General features: G+C 57.0%; 20 protein-coding genes. 7 read left to right on the forward strand and 13 right to left on the reverse strand.

Annotation, left to right across the window (positions count from 1 at the left end; genetic code table 11):
* Position 1: 1 nt before the first annotated feature.
* Positions 2-1,003 (reverse strand): CobW family GTP-binding protein, encoded by a 1,002-nt coding sequence (locus ACTZWX_RS11980; protein ID WP_444714134.1) that lies wholly within the window; start codon positions 1,001-1,003, stop codon positions 2-4.
* A gap of 92 nt (positions 1,004-1,095) precedes the next feature.
* On the reverse strand, positions 1,096-1,410 hold the full coding sequence (locus tag ACTZWX_RS11985) for a putative signal transducing protein (RefSeq protein WP_444714135.1): 315 nt from the start codon (positions 1,408-1,410) through the stop codon (positions 1,096-1,098).
* A gap of 85 nt (positions 1,411-1,495) precedes the next feature.
* Between ACTZWX_RS11985 and ACTZWX_RS11990 the strand changes: the two genes are divergently transcribed.
* Positions 1,496-2,551, forward strand: a complete 1,056-nt coding sequence (locus tag ACTZWX_RS11990; protein ID WP_444714136.1) for an alpha/beta hydrolase — start codon at positions 1,496-1,498, stop codon at positions 2,549-2,551.
* Positions 2,552-2,558: 7 nt separating this feature from the next.
* On the opposite strand, the gene ACTZWX_RS11995 is transcribed toward ACTZWX_RS11990, so the two are convergent.
* From ACTZWX_RS11995 to ACTZWX_RS12005, 3 genes are all read right to left on the reverse strand, one after another.
* On the reverse strand, positions 2,559-4,850 hold the full coding sequence (locus ACTZWX_RS11995; protein ID WP_444714137.1) for a putative bifunctional diguanylate cyclase/phosphodiesterase: 2,292 nt from the start codon (positions 4,848-4,850) through the stop codon (positions 2,559-2,561).
* Between the two features lie 98 nt (positions 4,851-4,948).
* On the reverse strand, positions 4,949-5,431 hold the full coding sequence (locus ACTZWX_RS12000) for a DUF4442 domain-containing protein (RefSeq protein WP_444714138.1): 483 nt from the start codon (positions 5,429-5,431) through the stop codon (positions 4,949-4,951).
* A 93-nt stretch (positions 5,432-5,524) separates the two neighbouring features.
* On the reverse strand, positions 5,525-6,130 hold the full coding sequence (locus ACTZWX_RS12005) for a LysE/ArgO family amino acid transporter (protein ID WP_444714139.1): 606 nt from the start codon (positions 6,128-6,130) through the stop codon (positions 5,525-5,527).
* Between the two features lie 88 nt (positions 6,131-6,218).
* On the opposite strand from ACTZWX_RS12005, the gene ACTZWX_RS12010 reads away from it, so the two are divergent.
* Positions 6,219-7,118: a LysR family transcriptional regulator ArgP gene (locus ACTZWX_RS12010; RefSeq protein WP_444714140.1), complete on the forward strand. Its 900-nt coding sequence runs from the start codon at positions 6,219-6,221 to the stop codon at positions 7,116-7,118.
* Here the strand turns inward: ACTZWX_RS12010 and ACTZWX_RS12015 are convergent.
* The 3 genes from ACTZWX_RS12015 to ACTZWX_RS12025 are packed head-to-tail and all read right to left on the reverse strand — an operon-like array spanning position 7,108 to position 8,959.
* Positions 7,108-7,692 carry a lysostaphin resistance A-like protein gene (locus ACTZWX_RS12015; protein ID WP_444714141.1) on the reverse strand — a complete coding sequence of 195 codons (585 nt, stop codon included), beginning with the start codon at positions 7,690-7,692 and terminating at the stop codon, positions 7,108-7,110. The two genes, ACTZWX_RS12010 and ACTZWX_RS12015, sit on opposite strands and share 11 nt — an antisense overlap.
* 3 nt (positions 7,693-7,695) lie before the next feature.
* Positions 7,696-8,550 carry a crotonase/enoyl-CoA hydratase family protein gene (locus tag ACTZWX_RS12020; protein WP_152437536.1) on the reverse strand — a complete coding sequence of 285 codons (855 nt, stop codon included), beginning with the start codon at positions 8,548-8,550 and terminating at the stop codon, positions 7,696-7,698.
* Between the two features lie 37 nt (positions 8,551-8,587).
* Entirely contained in the window at positions 8,588-8,959 is a 372-nt protein-coding gene (locus ACTZWX_RS12025) for a YidH family protein (RefSeq protein ID WP_058090609.1), read from the reverse strand.
* Between the two features lie 71 nt (positions 8,960-9,030).
* Here ACTZWX_RS12025 and ACTZWX_RS12030 point away from each other — a divergent pair, with 71 nt between their 5' ends.
* Positions 9,031-10,002, forward strand: a complete 972-nt coding sequence (locus tag ACTZWX_RS12030; protein ID WP_444714142.1) for a ribonuclease Z — start codon at positions 9,031-9,033, stop codon at positions 10,000-10,002.
* Here ACTZWX_RS12030 and ACTZWX_RS12035 read toward each other — a convergent pair whose 3' ends face one another.
* The gene (locus ACTZWX_RS12035; RefSeq protein ID WP_152437535.1) at positions 10,003-10,323 is read right to left on the reverse strand and encodes an antibiotic biosynthesis monooxygenase family protein; all 321 of its coding nucleotides are present in this window, start codon (positions 10,321-10,323) and stop codon (positions 10,003-10,005) included.
* Positions 10,324-10,409: 86 nt separating this feature from the next.
* Between ACTZWX_RS12035 and ACTZWX_RS12040 the strand changes: the two genes are divergently transcribed.
* Both ACTZWX_RS12040 and ACTZWX_RS12045 read left to right on the forward strand, forming a co-directional pair.
* Positions 10,410-10,829 (forward strand): universal stress protein, encoded by a 420-nt coding sequence (locus ACTZWX_RS12040; RefSeq protein ID WP_444714143.1) that lies wholly within the window; start codon positions 10,410-10,412, stop codon positions 10,827-10,829.
* Positions 10,830-10,871: 42 nt separating this feature from the next.
* A complete protein-coding gene (locus tag ACTZWX_RS12045) occupies positions 10,872-11,705 on the forward strand; it encodes a zinc-dependent peptidase (protein ID WP_444714144.1) in 834 nt (277 codons plus the stop codon).
* On the opposite strand, the gene ACTZWX_RS12050 is transcribed toward ACTZWX_RS12045, so the two are convergent.
* Positions 11,702-11,929 (reverse strand): hypothetical protein, encoded by a 228-nt coding sequence (locus ACTZWX_RS12050; protein ID WP_156137785.1) that lies wholly within the window; start codon positions 11,927-11,929, stop codon positions 11,702-11,704. The genes ACTZWX_RS12045 and ACTZWX_RS12050 overlap by 4 nt on opposite strands.
* Before the next feature lie 23 nt (positions 11,930-11,952).
* Between ACTZWX_RS12050 and ACTZWX_RS12055 the strand changes: the two genes are divergently transcribed.
* Complete coding sequence (locus ACTZWX_RS12055) at positions 11,953-14,145, forward strand: OsmC domain/YcaO domain-containing protein (protein WP_444714145.1); 2,193 nt, start codon at positions 11,953-11,955, stop codon at positions 14,143-14,145.
* A 15-nt stretch (positions 14,146-14,160) separates the two neighbouring features.
* Here ACTZWX_RS12055 and ACTZWX_RS12060 read toward each other — a convergent pair whose 3' ends face one another.
* A complete protein-coding gene (locus ACTZWX_RS12060; RefSeq protein WP_444714146.1) occupies positions 14,161-15,480 on the reverse strand; it encodes a serine hydrolase domain-containing protein in 1,320 nt (439 codons plus the stop codon).
* Between the two features lie 282 nt (positions 15,481-15,762).
* Between ACTZWX_RS12060 and ACTZWX_RS12065 the strand changes: the two genes are divergently transcribed.
* A complete protein-coding gene (locus tag ACTZWX_RS12065; protein ID WP_106693606.1) occupies positions 15,763-16,041 on the forward strand; it encodes an Rdx family protein in 279 nt (92 codons plus the stop codon).
* A gap of 113 nt (positions 16,042-16,154) precedes the next feature.
* Here ACTZWX_RS12065 and ACTZWX_RS12070 read toward each other — a convergent pair whose 3' ends face one another.
* Together ACTZWX_RS12070 and ACTZWX_RS12075 are read right to left on the reverse strand one after the other, a co-directional pair.
* Positions 16,155-16,370, reverse strand: a complete 216-nt coding sequence (locus ACTZWX_RS12070; protein ID WP_444714147.1) for a hypothetical protein — start codon at positions 16,368-16,370, stop codon at positions 16,155-16,157.
* A gap of 39 nt (positions 16,371-16,409) precedes the next feature.
* Entirely contained in the window at positions 16,410-16,562 is a 153-nt protein-coding gene (locus ACTZWX_RS12075) for a hypothetical protein (protein WP_444714148.1), read from the reverse strand.
* Positions 16,563-16,574 lie beyond the last annotated feature (12 nt).

Here is a 16,574-nt window from a genome sequence, read left to right on the forward strand (position 1 = left end):
CTTAATCCCGGTCGGTCAGCCCTGCTGCGGCCCGCAGCAGCTGGTCCATTTCCGAGGCATCCAGTGCCTCGGCTGAAATCAATTCCACCCGGGAAAGCTCCCTGGGCTCGCCGGGCAGGATAGTAACCGCGCCGTCCACAACGTTCACAACACGCCAGCCATCCCGGGTATGAACAACGGCCTTGAAGCGCAGCAGCCGGTCATCCATGGCCATCGCCAGTATCGCATTTTCCTCCAGCATCAACTCCGGATGAATCCGCCAGCCTATACTATTGTGCCCTTGCCCCCGGTTAGTGACCAATTGCCATGGGCTCTCATCAACTGACGGTGGCGGGGTATCCACGATCTTGCCATGGTGGTGATGGTGCGCATGGGGTTCAGACACCTCGGGTAACGCGGCCGTGCCATCAAGCCAGCCAACCGAAAGGTGGCCATGGTTGGTGTGATACACCGGACGGCCTTCCGGTGCAAGTCGGGCCGCCCATTGATCAAATGCGTGCACCTGGTTGTTAGTGCACAAGTCCGTCTTGTTCGCGACCAATATATCCGCCGCCGCCACCTGGTCCCCGAACTGAACGTTGTCCAGCACCCTGGGGTCTTCCAGTTTACGGGGGTCAACCAGGGTAATCACCGGGCCCAGTTTCAAGACGTCCTGATAATACTCGCCCGTCAGGGTATCCAGAATCTGGGAGGGATGGCCAAGACCGGTGGGTTCGATCAACAGCCGGTCGGGCTTGGCCCGGGCAATCAGCTGGTTAAGGCCAATCTGCATGGGCAGGCCGGCAACACAACACATGCAGCCGCCGGGAATTTCCCTTACCACGGCTCCCTCGGTCTCCAGGATGGCGCCGTCGATCCCAACCTCACCAAACTCGTTCACCAGAACCGCCCAAACCTCGCCTTCCGGCTTCTGACGGAGCAAATCAAGGATGGCGGTGGTTTTGCCTACACCAAGAAAACCCAGGATCAGATTGGTAGGAACAGGACGGACGGGATCAGACATGAGTGCGGCCTCAAAAGTGTTACAACATAACAAAAATGAGGCACCCAGTACCAGTGCGGGCGCAACAACAGACGCCAAACCATCCGATCAGTTCAAAATCGCCACAGAAACCAGACCAAAGCAACGATTGCAACAATAAACCAGCGAGCATAATGATCCGGCTTGTCCTGCTCATCGCGTTGCGAGGCAGCTACCGCCCGGTCGGATTCGTACTCATCAATCAGAACTCTGGCTCGGTAAACATCATCATCGTCCACATGAACATTGCTGAACCCGGCAGCACCAATTTCCCCCATCGCACCCTGCAGGTAGTGCCCACCCACATAAGCTTCGATGCCATTGGCCTCCAACATGCCGGCAACAATGTGTGCCTCGGTGATATCCCGGGCCCGATAGGCTATTTGCAAGATGACTTTCCTCTGTATGCTTGGCCATGGTACGAATATAGTTTCAGCATAGTTCCCTTTTTACAGGGCCCCAAAAGGAAAACCCATGCTCTGGATTCTGCTCGCTGTTGTTGCGCTCATCGTTCTCTCAACCTTCTTGCTGTTCCGGGTGCATGACCTTTCCCACTACGATGGCGGTGACTGGGCGGTGCGGGAAGTGGCTCCGAACCCTGCTCACGACGAGGTGATGGAACGCATCAAAGACATGGGGCGAGCGTCCCGGGGACTGAAGGGCAAAGCCCGCCTGATTGCACTGAGAAACCATCTGGACAGTCTCGGTGAGGGTGTGGAGGTTACATCCGAGATTCGCCATAGCGACCACCCCCGGGGCGAATGGGTGATTGCACCCAGTGCCGATACCCGCCGCCGGGTGCTCTACATTCACGGTGGCGCCTGGGCCGCAGGAAGCCCCCGCAGTCATCGCGCCATTACCGACCGGTTCTCGCAACTGGCCAATGCGGCGGTGTTTGCGTTGGATTACCGATTGATGCCGGAACACCGTTTTATGGACGGCATTCGCGACTGCCGCCAGGCCTATACCTGGCTGCTGAACCACGGCCCGGCTGGCGAAGAGAAGGCGGAGTTCATGGTGGTAGCGGGCGATTCTGCCGGCGGTAGCCATACCCTGTCTCTGCTGGCCTGGATTCGGGATAATGGGGTGCGCCAGGCCGATGCCGCTATTGCCCTGTCACCGTCCACCGACCTCACTCTGACCGCCCCCAGCAACCGGGAAAATATCCGTACCGATCCCTTACTTGGGCCGGTTTTCGGGGGCTTGTCGAAGATTCCGCTACCGGTGCTCTGGTGGGGTACCCTGGCAGCGTTTCGCATTTCCCCCACCAATCCCGTGGCGTCGCCCCTGCGCGGAAACCTTAACGACTTGCCGCCCACGCTGATTCACGCCAGCAGCACGGAGATGCTGCTGGACAACGCCACCCGATATGCCGCCAAAGCCCGGGCCGAAGGCTCACCGGTACAACTTCACACATGGCAGAACATGGTCCATGTATGGCACATCTTCTCCCCCCTGTTGCCGGAAGCGGAACAAGCCTTTGAAGACATCGGGGAGTTTCTGAGCGAGGTGGAGAAGCAACACGCCTGAGGCTGGCTCAGACGGAGGGCGTAGCCTTGTCATTGCACTGACGAACCACGGAAGCCACGTTGCTCGCCGGCACCGGACGGCTGAACAGGAAACCCTGGAAGCGGCCGCACCCCATCGCTACCAGCTTTGAAAACTGGGCTTGCTCTTCCACCCCCTCGGCAACCAGCAGCATGCGATGATTCTTGCCAATGGCAATGATGCTCTCGACCATGTTTCGGGCGGGCTCGTCATCAATGATGTTATCCACAAAGCTCTTGTCGATTTTCAGTTCATCAATCGGCAGCTTGCGCAACAGGCTCAGGGACGAATAACCGGTACCGAAATCGTCCATGGACAAACTGATGCCTTCGCGCCGAAGGTGTTCCAGCACGGGGATGACCTGGTCAAAACCTGCCATGAAAACCGTTTCGGTGATTTCCAGGGTCAGGTAATGGGGGTGCACGCCATGCTTTTGCAATTCAGACAACGCCAGTTCGGCAAAGCCTGACTGCATAAACTGCATGGCGGAGATGTTTACCGACAGCTCCAATGGCATTCGCGCCTGGTCAAGAATCGTCCGGAAGTCTGAGAGACTCCGGCCCAACACGTAGTTGCCAAGCTCCACCATCAAGCCACAGGATTCTGCTACTTCAACAAATTCATTGGGTGGCACATACCCGAGCTCTTCATCATCCCATCGGGCCAGCGCCTCAACGCCCACTACCCGGCCACAGGCGTCCAGCTGCGGCTGGTACTCCATAAATATCCTTCCCTGGTGAATGGCCCCACGAAGTCGCTGTTCAATGTGTACCCGCCGCAAATAGCCTGCCTCAAATTCGTTCCGGTACAGGCACACATCGTTGCGGGTCCTCTTGGCCCGGTATAGCGCCAGGTGGGCACTTCGAATAACGCTGTTGAATGAATCTCCGTGGTCCGGAAACGCAGCAGCCCCCACACTGGCGCCCAATTGGAGCCCCAGCGGGCCGGTGGCCATATGGCGGGCCAGCCCTCGCAGCAGATCGCTACAGAACGCCAGCAGCTTTTCAGGCTCACGGATACGGCTGATCACTGCGAACTCATCACCGCCAAGTCGCGACGCGCCGTATTGTTCACTGGTCAGCTCACGTAAACACCGGGCGAACTCGTTCAGTACCTTGTCGCCGTGTTCCTGCCCGAACCGATCGTTGATACCTCGAAAATTATCGATGTCGAGCAAGACAACGCCAAAGCCCTCGTCGCGATTCACAAGCTGCTGGATCTGGTCAATCATGCCTACCCGGTTGAGTAACGACGTCAGATCATCATGACGAGATTGATACATCAGGGCCGAGCGGCGTTTTTTCTCTGCGCGCTCGATCTGGCGCACGAGATAGAAGAGCAGGAAGAATAGGGCGACAAACACCGCCAACAACACCAGGGCACGATCCAGAAAGGTACTCCAGACCGAACGAATATTGGATTCCGAGACAATCCAGAGTTCATAGTCCGGGGAATACCAGGCGCCACCAATGAACGTATCACCGTCTCTATGGCTGAAATAGATACTGGGTTCCGGGCTTACTTTCAGTTCCTCAAGAGACGCATCATTGGCCGCTATCAGGCCTTGCCTGTCCTCTTCACGCTGTTCCGGTGTCCGCTGGATGTGGGCGTACATATCCGGCGTGACGCCTTCGCTGGACATAAACTGCAAATAGCCATCGTGCTCCCGGAAGATCATCACAGAGTCGTCCGCGCCGGTGTGCAGATTGCTCCCGAACACCCCTTTTTCGCCATCGGCGCGGATTCCGGCAGACATCACCGCAATCACTTGGCCGCTGGCATCCCTGATGGCTTTGCGGGCGGGAATAATCCAGGCCCCGACCGCCGGCAAATAGTAGGTGCGGCCCACCACCAACCGATCAGACTCCATAGCACGCTGGAAGCCGTCCCGGGATTCCTCCTGCTCCAACAGGTTCGGCATCAGGCTGACATCCACAGTGGAGGTCACTTTCACCAATTGCCCATCCGGCAAGGCCATACCGAAACCTGCGAGCGCCGGGCTGGCCTCCATGATATTGTCGAGAAAAGGCAACACCTCTGGAGTGGCGTTGACAAGATCCTGGCGCACAAGCTCAGCGGCGGCTACGTCCAGGATCAACTCCTGGGTACGTAACACGTTGATGGCAGATTGACTGATCAGTTGAACGCGGGACTGATGGTGAGCTTCCTGGGCACGCAGTGTGGATTGCCAGATACTGGTCAGGATAAACGACAGAACAAGCACACCAACAGCAACAACCAGCCAGAACAACATCCAAAGATTGCGCTTGAAGATTCCCAAATTAACTCCGCCAGAGTGGTTGTTGTTAAAGCTATTCCTCTATTACTGACGTGAGTATAAGCAGAAAAACAGACTTCGCGAGCACCGCCCCCGGCCGATCAGGTAACCGGTCGATGTTTCTTTCGGACATAGAGAATTTTGTGAACTCGCGCAACAATCTCACCGCTGTCATCCACGATATCCACTGTCCATTCCGGCAAGTATTTGTCGCCGCTGGCTGTGGCGTTGCGGATTTCCTCAAGCCGATCGTCGGTCAGCTCAAACCGGGCCTGCACGCGACCCTTGCCAGGGCGGATAAAGTCGATACTGGCGGCTTTGTCCCAGACTAAATAGTCGTTGCCCAGACGCCGCATCAGCAACAGCATGTACATGGGGTCTACCATGCTGTACAGGGAACCGCCGAAGTGTGTGCCGACGTAATTGGTGTTGTACCAGTGCTGGCGCATTTCGACGGTTGCGGACGAAAAGTCATCAGCAATCTTCGTGACTTTGACGCCCGCGCCAAGGTATGGCGCAAACGTACTCATCAGACGGCGCATAGCGCCGGCACTGGCAAACCAGCGGCGAACAGCAGCGTTCATAGGAATTCCTGAGAAAGCGGGTGAATATATAGCCTGCTATGTTGTTCCAGGCCGACACAAGTTTCAACAAGAATTCATACGATCGTTTGAAATTTACAGACCAGCGAACGCCAGTTGCAGAGCGATGGCGAGCATCATCAAACCGATAACACCATCGATAACCCGCCAGGCGCCGGGTCGAGAGAGCACAGGGGCCAGCGAAGAGCCCAGCCAGGCCAGCCCACCAAACCAGATCACCGAGGCGCTGCTTGCCCCCGCAACAAAGCCGGGCGCACTGGATTGCTGGGCGCCTACGGCCGGGATCAACAATAAGGTATCCAGGTAAACCTGGGGGTTGAGCAGGGTGACCGCCAGAGTAGTCAACAGCACTCCTTTCAGACCTCTTCGGGCCTCTGCCCCAGCTTCAAGCGCGGCCCTGCCCCGTCCGGCCCGCACGAACGCCTGAATCGCCAACCAGCCCGGGAATACCACACCAAGCCAGCGCAAAACCTCAAGTGCCTCTGGCATGGCCATCAAGGCCGCCGTTACGCCAAACATGCCGAGGGTGAACAGCAGGATATCGGACGTCATGCACACACCCGCAGACCACCAATGATGCTCACGACGAATCGCTTGGCTCAGCACGTAGGCATTCTGTGCACCAATTGCGACAATAATACCGCCACACACCAGCAAGCCGGTCAGATAACTTTCAAGCACGCCCGTTCCTCCGAAGATTGAGGGGCCAGACTAACCGCAAACCTATATACTTTAAATTCATCCTGCTAATAGTGAATTAATTTTACTTATGATTGATTACAAGCTGCTGGAAGCACTGGCAACCGTGGTTGAATACGGCGGATTTGAACGTGCCGGGGACACCCTCGGGCTCACTCAGTCCGCCGTTTCCCAGCGCATTCGTACACTGGAGATCAGACTGGGCCAACCGGTGCTGGTTCGCAGTCCCACGCTCGCGCCAACCCCCGCCGGCCGGCGGCTGCTCAATCACGTTCAACAGGTACAACTACTGGAAAGAGACCTGGCCAGAACTTTGCCAGCTTTGACCGAGCGAGCCAGCCGATTACGCATTGCGTTGAACGCGGACAGCCTGGCGACCTGGTGGGCGGAGGTCATCGGCAACGTATGCAGGGATGACGAACTGTTACTGGATCTGGTGATTGAAGATCAGGATATTGGCCTGCGACGGATGCGGGAAGGCGATGTCGCAGCCTGCCTTTGCAGTAGCCCACAACCCCTTGCCGGCGCTCGATGCGTTGCGCTAGGCACAATGCATTATCTCCCCCTGGCAACACCCGACTATGTCCACCGTTATTTTCCGGAAGGCATCAATCCTCAAAGCCTGAAACAAGCCCCGGCAATTGTCTTCGGGCCAGACGACCTGCTCCAGCGCCGTTTTCTTTCGCAATGTGGATACAGTGGCGCCTTCCGCCATCACCTTTGCCCGTCATCGGAGGGTTTCGTGAAGCTCGCCTGCGCGGGCCTGGGATACGGCATGATCCCGGAGATACAGGCAACCCGGGAGCTGAAATCTGGAGAGCTGGTCAGTCTCGCCACGGGACAATCACTGGAGGTGCCACTCTACTGGCATTTCTGGCGTCATAGCGGAGAAGCTCTGGAACGCCTGACTCAGGCACTTACCAACAACCGATTACTTGAGAAAAGTCCTCACACGCAGGTCAGGCCCTGACACCAAACCAGTGCGGATACCTCAGCAGACAGTATATCGCCAACATGTCATAAACCGCATGCCACACCATCACCAGCTCAAGACTACCACTGAGCTGGTAAGCAGTCCCCAACACCAGGCCCAGGCCGGTGGCAACCAGAAAGTAAGTGAATGACACATTGTGCACCAGTCCGAACAGCACCGAGGCCGCCAGTACCGCCGTCCAGGGCCCCGTGTATTGCAGTAACCAGCCCTGTATCGCGCCCCGGAACAGAAGTTCTTCACCGACGCCAGCGAGCACAGCCAATGCCAGCAACACCGGCCATCGATAACCGGAGATAAAATCATAGAGCGCTTGCATCTGGCTGCTGAGGTCATCGGGGAACAACCAGGAGTTCTGGGTCAGCAACAGCAACGAAAGATAGGTAACAGCAGCACCAATCACGCCAGACAAAACCGCCCCGGCAAGGCTTAGGCCGCCCGACAGTATCGGAATACCAAACAGCCAGATAGCCAGAAGGCCAACCACACCAATGCCGCCCTGAAACAACAGGGCGGCGGATGTTGAGATTGAGGAGTTACGGCGGTCAGGCATGGATCAGTTAGAGAACAAATCCTTGACCGGGAACAGGTCATCGTAGACAGGCGCCTGTTTCTGGGCCTTCGCCTGGAAGGACTTCATCATATCGGTGGGGCGGAACATGCCAGACTGCCAGGTAGCCATGTACTTGAGGCTGTCTTCCACACTGTGATCGCGGCTGAAGTTGATCATTTCCTTGCAACCGGTCACCGCCAGGGGTGAATTGGCCGCAATCTGCGCCGCAATGGCCATGACACCTTCCAGCATCGCTTCCTGAGATTCGTATACCGTGTTCACGAAACCAAGGCGGTGAGCTTCCTCTGCCCCGAACTTGCGCCCGGTGTAGGCCAGTTCCCGCACCACGCCCTCGGGCATCAGCTTGGGCAGGCGCTGCAGGGTGCCCACATCTGCAGTCATGCCCAGTTCGGTTTCCTTGATGGTGAAATAGGCATCCGCGGTGCAGTAACGGCTGTCGGCCGCACACACCAGATCCAGGGCACCGCCAATGCAGCCGCCATGAACCGCTGCCAACACCGGCAAACGCACCCTCTCCAGAGACGTGAGGGTATCCTGCAGCTGCAGCACCACCCGGCGGAGGTTCTCCGCCATCCGGCCCGGATCACCGCTCATGGGCACAGATTTGGGATCGGAGAATACGCCCAGATCCATACCGGCGGAAAAGTGTTTGCCGGTGGAGGAAATCACAATCACTCGGGCATCGGTATTGGCTTCGATGTCCTGCACGCAGCGGGGCAGCTCCAGCCAGAATGCCTTGTTCATGGTGTTCAGGGCTTCCGGGCGGCTGAACTGCACGTGGGCAATCTGGTCTTTTACTTCGATATCGAAGCTTTCGTAGTTCGCTAGTTCAGACAAGGTGTGACTCCTTTGATTCTGTCGTTCTTGGATTGTGTTAGTACTGGCTGACAAACAGGGCGGCTGCCAGTGCCAGGCTGAGGAACGCCACGATCAGGTTGATGGTCATTCCCCAGCGGGCGTTATAGCCATTGGGAAATTCTTCCGGGCTCAGGGTTTTCAACACCGCTGCAAACTGGCGGGTGGCGTAAAACGCTGTTGCGGCACCCAGCAGAATGAACAGCATTCCCAACCAATACATGGCCACCAGGTTCATACTGTTGCCCGTCTCCGGAGCTAATGCCGCCAGCAGCAAACCCGCCCGTTCTACCAGAAAGCCGAAGGCTGTCAGCCCAAGGCTGGTGCGGTTCCAGGCCAGTAGAGTGCGCTCTGCGGCGAACAGTACCCGGGGGTCTTTCAGGTCGGACATGGTGCGGCACGTATCCTCTCGGCAAAAGGTTTCGTATCATCAGGGGGCACATTACCGCGAAACGAGGCATGATGGAATTTACTTTCCTAGGCACATCCGCCGGAACACCAACCCGGTCACGCAATGTCACCGGACTGGCTCTGAGCCGCTCCGGCCCGAAACCCTGGTACCTGATCGACTGCGGTGAGGGTACCCAGCACCAACTGATGCGCACCCGGTATTCGGTGATGCAGCTACGCGCCATTTTCATCACTCACATCCATGGCGACCACATGTTCGGCCTGCCCGGTCTGCTCACCAGTGCCTCCATGCTCGGCCGCACAGAACCATTGGATATCATTGCGCCGCCACAGGTGCGCCGCTTTATTGATACCGTGATCGAAAACAGTGATTCGAGCCTGAGCTACCCGCTGAACTTCATCAACTCCGAGGCGCCGGATTTCTACTGGCAAGATGACCATATGGGCGTTACCAACGTGGCGCTCTCCCACCGCGTGGCCTGCCGGGCCTATGTCTTTACCGAAAGAAACCTGGAGCGCCAGCTAAAGCAGGAGAAACTGGCGGCGGACCACATAGAGGCCGGCCCGGCCTGGGGCGATCTGCAGAAGGGCAAAGACGTGTTGCTGGATGACGGCCGGTTGTTGCAGAGCGATGACTACACGCACATACCCAGAACTGCCCGGCGCATCATTGTGGGTGGCGATAACGACACACCGGAGCTTCTTAAAGAGGCCAGCCAAGGCACTCATGTACTCATCCACGAAGCCACTTATACACAGGACGTGGCCGACCGGGTTGGCCCCTGGCCCCAACACAGCTCAGCCCAACAGGTAGCCCGATTCGCCCAGAGCGCGAAACTGCCTAACCTGGTGCTGACTCATTTCAGCTCACGCTACCAGTCGGTACCTGGTGGCACGCCCCATATTAATCAATTGGCAGCGGAGGCGTTACAGCACTACAGAGGCCACCTGTTTCTGGCCAAAGATTTTGATACATACCGGTTGGAAAAAGACCTGAAGCTGAACAAGCTCGATGGCCATTGATTACCCGTTGTCCCCGGGCGGCATCACCACCCATTCCGGGTCTTCAAATTCACCCAACGGCCGTATCTCCACAAACGGCGCCGCACTTTTGATGATGTCCATAATCCGGGGGTCCTTGGTTGCGTCCATGGCATCCCGGTCTGCCTTGCTGTCCCAGCTGGCGATGGCAATCAGCTTGTTCGGCTCACCGATCTTCCGGTGCAATTCCGTGCCGCGAGCCCCGGGGGCCTGCTGAATCAGCTCGCTGGCTCTTACCCAGGCATCTGCATAATCCTCCGCCGTGTGGCCGTCCTTCACGGTGACTTCAAAAATATACTTCATAAAACTGCCTCTGATTTGCCGACCTGTCGTTTCATGGTCCAGGCTTGAAGACATAAGTTCAAATTCTGAGCGATGGAGACTGAACCATGTACAAAAAAATACTCGTACCTGTGGATCTTTCTCACATGGACAAGATTCCCAAAACCCTGAGAACCGCCATCGACATGGCGAAGCACTATCAGGCAAACCTGTGCTACGTGACGGTCACCAATAGCACGCCCGGCGCCGCCGCCCACAACCCGAAAGAGCTTGCCGGGAAACTAGCCGAGTTTGCCCATGAGCAAGGCCAAGCTCACGGCATAAAAACAGACGCCAAGGTACTCGAGTCTGTCGATACGGCGGTGGAACTGGATTCCGAGTTACTGGGCGCCATCAAAGATACTGGCGCAGACCTTGTTGTGATGGCATCGCACACGCCCGGACTGGGAGATAAGCTGCACCTGCTGCGTTCTAACGCCGCTGAGATCGTAAAACACAGCGACATTTCGGTCTTCGTGGTTCGCTGATCGTTGAGGTAGACTGGCCAGACACGCCTGGGGAAGTTGTTGATGTCTGCGCCTGTCATTTTTGCTGTCTTTGCCACCACTCTGCTTGCCGGGTCGTTGTTTTACCTGTTTTTCTATCGCACTTGGCGGCGAAAGCGGGAGCTTCAGCAACCCTTCCCCAAACCCTGGCGCAGCTATCTGAGAAAGCAGGTGCCTGCATACAAAAGGCTGGCACCACATCAAAGAAAACGCCTTGAGCGCCTGGTGCAGCTGTTTGTCTCAGAGAAGGACTATTACGGCTGCGATGGATTTGAGGTAGACGACAGAGTACGCGTAACCATTGCTGGCCATGCCTGCCTGCTGATTCTGGAACGGCCGTTTTCAGACTACGATGAAGTGCAGAGTATTCTGGTGTATCCGGACGTCTACCGGGCCCAGGGTACTGAGAGTGACGGCCTGGTGGTAAGCCACAGTGACCAGGTCCGCGCCGGCGAAGCCTCCTCCCGTGGCCAGGTGGTACTGGCCTGGAGCGAGTGCGAAAGCGCCATCGAAGAGCCACACAGCCCCCATAACGTGATCCTTCACGAATTCGCCCACCAGCTGGACTACCTGGACGGCACCGCCGATGGCGCACCACCACTGTATGGCGAGCAGGCCCGGAACTGGCAGGAAACCATGACCAAGGCCTGGGACCACCTGCAACACCGCCTGGTACACCACCACAAGCCCTGGCTGGACCCGTACGGCGCCACCGAACCGGCGGAATTCTTTGCGGTACTGACCGAAACCTTCTTTCAACAGCCCGAACACCTGCTCGAAGCTCAGCCGGATGTTTACAAAGCGTTGTGCGGCTATTACCGGCTGGACCCGCGTGACTTCAGTAGCCACCGCCCTTAACGGCCATCACCCTTGACCCCAAGCCGGTCCAGGTACAGGTGCAGCTCCTGCTCGCTGATGTTCACGTACTCCAGCACCCGGCCATAGAGCATCACCGTGGGCACGTTGCGACCACCCAGCTCCTTCTGGGTTTCGCTGAGGACGTAAAGTATCGTCCTTTCGGTTTTTGTGAGACCATCCCGCGCATCGGGGATCACCTCGTTTATTCCGCGTAAACTGTTCATATTCTGCATCCGGTAAGCTGCCCATGGAAATCAAAGTCAATTATCTCGACAACCTGAGGCTTGAGGCCAAATTTGACGATTTTACCGTCGTCTCCGACCAGCCCGTCCGCTACAAAGGCGATGGTTCGGCACCCGGCCCATTTGACTATTTCCTGGCCTCGTCAGCCATGTGCGCAGCCTACTTTGTAAAGGTTTACTGCAACGCGCGGGACATCCCCACAGACAACATCCGCTTGTCGCAAAACAACATTGTAGACCCGGAAAACCGCTACAAGCAGATTTTCAAAATTCAGGTGGAGCTGCCGGAAGACATTTCCGACAAGGACCGCCAAGGCATCATTCGTTCCATCGACCGTTGCACGGTGAAGAAGGTGGTGCAAACCGGCCCGGACTTCCAGATTGAAGTGGTCGAAAACCTGGACGAAGACGCCCAGGCACTGCTTACAGTGAAGCCGGAAGGCGAAGCGAATACGTACATCGAAGGCAAAGACCTGCCCCTGGAAACCACCATTGCCAACATGAGCGGCATATTGGCAGACCTGGGCATGAAAATCGAAATTGCCTCCTGGCGCAACATTGTGCCCCACGTGTGGTCCCTGCACGTGCGCGATACTGCTGCCCACATGTGCTTCACCAACGGCAAGGGCGCCACCAAGGAGGCCGCCCTGTGCTCGGCCCTGGGCGAGTTCATTGAACGGCTGAACTGCAACTTCTTCTACAACGATCAGTATTTCGGCCAGGACATCGCCAACAGCGAGTTCGTGCATTACCCGAACGAGAAATGGTTCCAGCCCGGCCCGGAAGGCGAGTTGCCCGAGGGCATTCTCGACGACTACTGCCTGGAGATCTTCAACCCGGACGGCGAACTGCTGGGCACCCACCTGTTCGACACCAACTCGGGCACGCCCGAGCGCGGTATCTGCAGCATTCCCTATGTGCGCCAGTCAGACGGAGAAACGGTTTACTTCCCCTCCAACCTGATAGAGAACCTGTACCTGAGCAACGGCATGAGCGCCGGCAACACCCTGCAGGAAGCCCAGGTACAGTGCCTGTCGGAAATCTTCGAGCGGGCGGTGAAGAAAGAGATCATCGAAAACGAAATCGCCCTGCCGGACGTGCCGGAGAGCGTGCTGGCCAAGTACCCAGAGATTGTTGAAGGCATCAAGGCCCTGGAAGAACAGGGCTTCCCGGTGCTGGTAAAAGACGCCTCCCTGGGCGGTCAGTTCCCGGTGATGTGCGTCACCCTGATGAACCCGAAAACCGGCGGTGTATTTGCCTCCTTCGGCGCGCACCCAAGCTTCCACGTAGCACTGGAGCGGAGCCTGACCGAACTTCTGCAGGGCCGCAGCTTTGAAGGCCTGAACGACCTGCCCGCCCCTACGTTCAACTCCATGGCGGTGACCGAGCCCAACAACTACGTTGAGCACTTTATCGATTCCAGTGGCGTGGTGTCCTGGCGTTTCTTCAGCGCCAGATCCGACCACGATTTTGTCGAATGGGATTTCTCCGGCAGCAACGAAGAAGAAGCCGCCACCCTGTTCGGCATCCTCGCCGATATGGGTAAGGAATGCTACATGGCGGTGTTCGAAGACCTGGGTGCTCCGGTGTGCCGCATCCTGGTGCCGGGCTATTCCGAGGTGTATCCGGTGGAAGACCTGGTGTGGGACAACACCAACATGGCGCTGGCATTCCGGGAGGACATCCTCAACCTGCACCGTTTGGATGAAGACGAACTGGGCGATCTGGTGCAACGCCTGGAAGAGGCCGAGCTGGACGTGTACATGACCATCGTCACCCTCACCGGCATCGAGTTTGATGAGAACACCGTGTGGGGCCAGCTGACCATTCTGGAACTGAAACTGCTGATCTACCTGGCGTTGGGCGAACTGGAAGAGGCCCAGGAGCTGGTGGATATGTTCCTGCAGTTCAATGACAACACCGTCGAACGGGGCCTGTTCTACCAGGCCATGAACGCGGCGCTCGAAGCCACGTTGAACGAAGAACTGCAGCTGGACGACTACCTCTACAACTTCCGCCGTATGTTTGGCAACGAGGTGATGGACGCCGTGGTCGGCTCCATTAACGGCACGGTGCGCTTCTATGGCCTGGAGGAAACCGGCATGGACCTGCGCGGCCTGGACCGGCACCTGAAGATGATCGAGAGCTACAAGAAGCTGCATGCGGCCAGGGCCCGAAAGGCCGGCCTACAACAGTAGGCCGGATACCGGCTTTCACTTGGCCATCAAGTACTCAGCCAGCGCCTGATACGCAGGCAATGAGGTGGGATCAATTTGAGCGTTGGCAGCGCTCGGGAACGAAGCAAACCGCACAATCACCATATCCGCCGTAGGGTCCACATAGATGGTCTGGCCGTGAACCCCGCGTGCCGCAAAGGCGCCGTGATTGTTGTGGAAGACCCACCACATACTTCGGTAGCTGCCGCCAGCCAGGGTTGAATAACCCGCTTTGGCGAATGCCTCCCTGTCACCACCCGCACGGATGTTGTCGACCACTTTGCGCGGGAACAGCGCTTCACCATTGATCACACCACCACTCAGCATCAACTGGCCAACTCGCCCCAGGTCTCTGAGGCCGGCACTCAAGCCGCCGCCGGCAAACGGAGTGCCTTTGGCATCGACCGTCATATAGCCGTCTTGCTCGGCCCCCATTCGGCTCCAGATTCGCTCAGAGAGCAGATGCGTAACATCCTTCCCGGTAACCCGCGAGATAATCCAGCCAAGCGCATCGGAGTTGATGGTGCGATATCCGAACGCATCGCCATGGCTTCCGTCCTGTTTAACGGTCTGCAGGTACTCGAAGTATCCGTTCGGTCCCACATAGCCCTCCGGTTTCGGCAACGGACTGGCTGCTTCTGAATACACCCAGATATCGGCATTCGGGTCGGCGTAGTTTTCGCTGTATTGAAGGCCCGTGGTCATATCCATTACCTGGCGCACGGTCGCACTGCCAAAGGCGCTGTCTTCAAGCTCGGGAATAATGGAGTCAACCTTTGCGCCCTCGTCCAGGCGGCCTTCAACCACCAGGATCTCCGCCAGCAAAACGGTCAATGACTTGGTCATCGACATGGCTGCGTGCTTGCCGGCCTCTCCCAAACATCCTGAGTAGTACTCGTACACGATCTTGCCGCCGTGCAGAATAAGCAACCCATCCGTGTAGTTGGCCGCCAGCGACTCGGCCCAACTCATTTCAGCTTCTGCTCCCATTGGAACGAAGCTCACCGAATCAATTCCCCGGTCCAGGGCATATGTCAGGGGTACTGGCCCAGACAATCCACGGCTAACCTGTTTGGTCGGCATCAACTCACGGATATGACACACGGTCCAGCGCATCTTCGGAAAGCTGAAAAAATCGGATTCCGGCTGCATAACCAGTTTATCTGCCGGAGGCGGAAAGCCTTGCATCCAGCCGAGACGCGCAGGGTCAGAGGCTTCCGCAGTCAAAGCTATTTCGCCGAGCGCAGGACTCCCTGATAGCACAGCACACAGCGCCAAGGTCTTAAAGAAGCTCGAAAACAAATAACGATCAGCCATATCCTTCACCCTGCCCTCAAAGCCATCCTTTTATCCGGTGATGAACACCGCGTTACCTGAAATCCTAGGCTATTTAAGGGCAGAGCGAACGACATTTACGGATCTTCTTCTTGGCTCGTACTATCCGCTGGGCCAGGGTGGCCGGCTTTTATAGTTGGCCGATTGCCGGATAGTCTGATGACATTGATTACACACTGCCGTCCATTGCCTTGAGCGAAGGAAACACCACACATCATTTGATAGCATGACTCACAGATTTTTCCATGCAGGAAGCATTACCAAATGGCAACGCGAATCACCTTACACTACTGCACCGGCTGTAACTGGATGCTGAGGTCCACCTGGATGGCCCAGGAACTGCTCACCACCTTCGACGGCATGGTTGACGAACTGACACTGAAACCCGGCACCGGTGGCATCTTCGAAGTCTGGGTAAACGACACCCGTATCTGGTCCCGAAAGGAACAGGGAGGCTTCCCGGACATCAAGCAATTGAAACAACTGGTACGGGATCAGATAGCGCCAGAGCATTCACTCGGACATTCAGACAAACCGGCCTGATTCAGGCCAGAAAAATTAACGATGGAGCTTCTTGGGAACCCACCACAAGAATAATGCCATACCAAAAAGCTCCACCAAGGATTGAAACACCACCAAGGCCAACAAGGGTACAGTCAGCCAGCCAAGCTTATCCGCAACGCGAAGGTGATAAACCAGTCGGTACATGGCACCAGCAAGACCAGCAGCAGGCCCAACTGCACAGCCGGAATATCCGGGCCAAGAGCCATCAACCCCCAGACAATGAACGGCAGTATAATGAAGTTGCCAACCACTGCCGCCAACAGGTAACGCGGTGTTGCAAAGGCATCGCCCAGACGCGCCAGCGGCACCTAGGTAAACGTTGTGTAGAGCAACACGCCCAGAAGGGGTCACACAAGCGGCTCCAGGTAGCCACCACGATCGGGCGCCAATACCCCTTCCAAAAGGCCCAGGCAGACAGCCACCAGATAGACGAAGACCTGATACTCTTCCATCACTTCACGGGTCAACTGCAAAGGCTCCTGATTCATTAGTCTCGACATGTGCAACAGTTA

This window comes from Marinobacter sp. NSM (assembly GCF_052380025.1).
Classification (GTDB): domain Bacteria; phylum Pseudomonadota; class Gammaproteobacteria; order Pseudomonadales; family Oleiphilaceae; genus Marinobacter.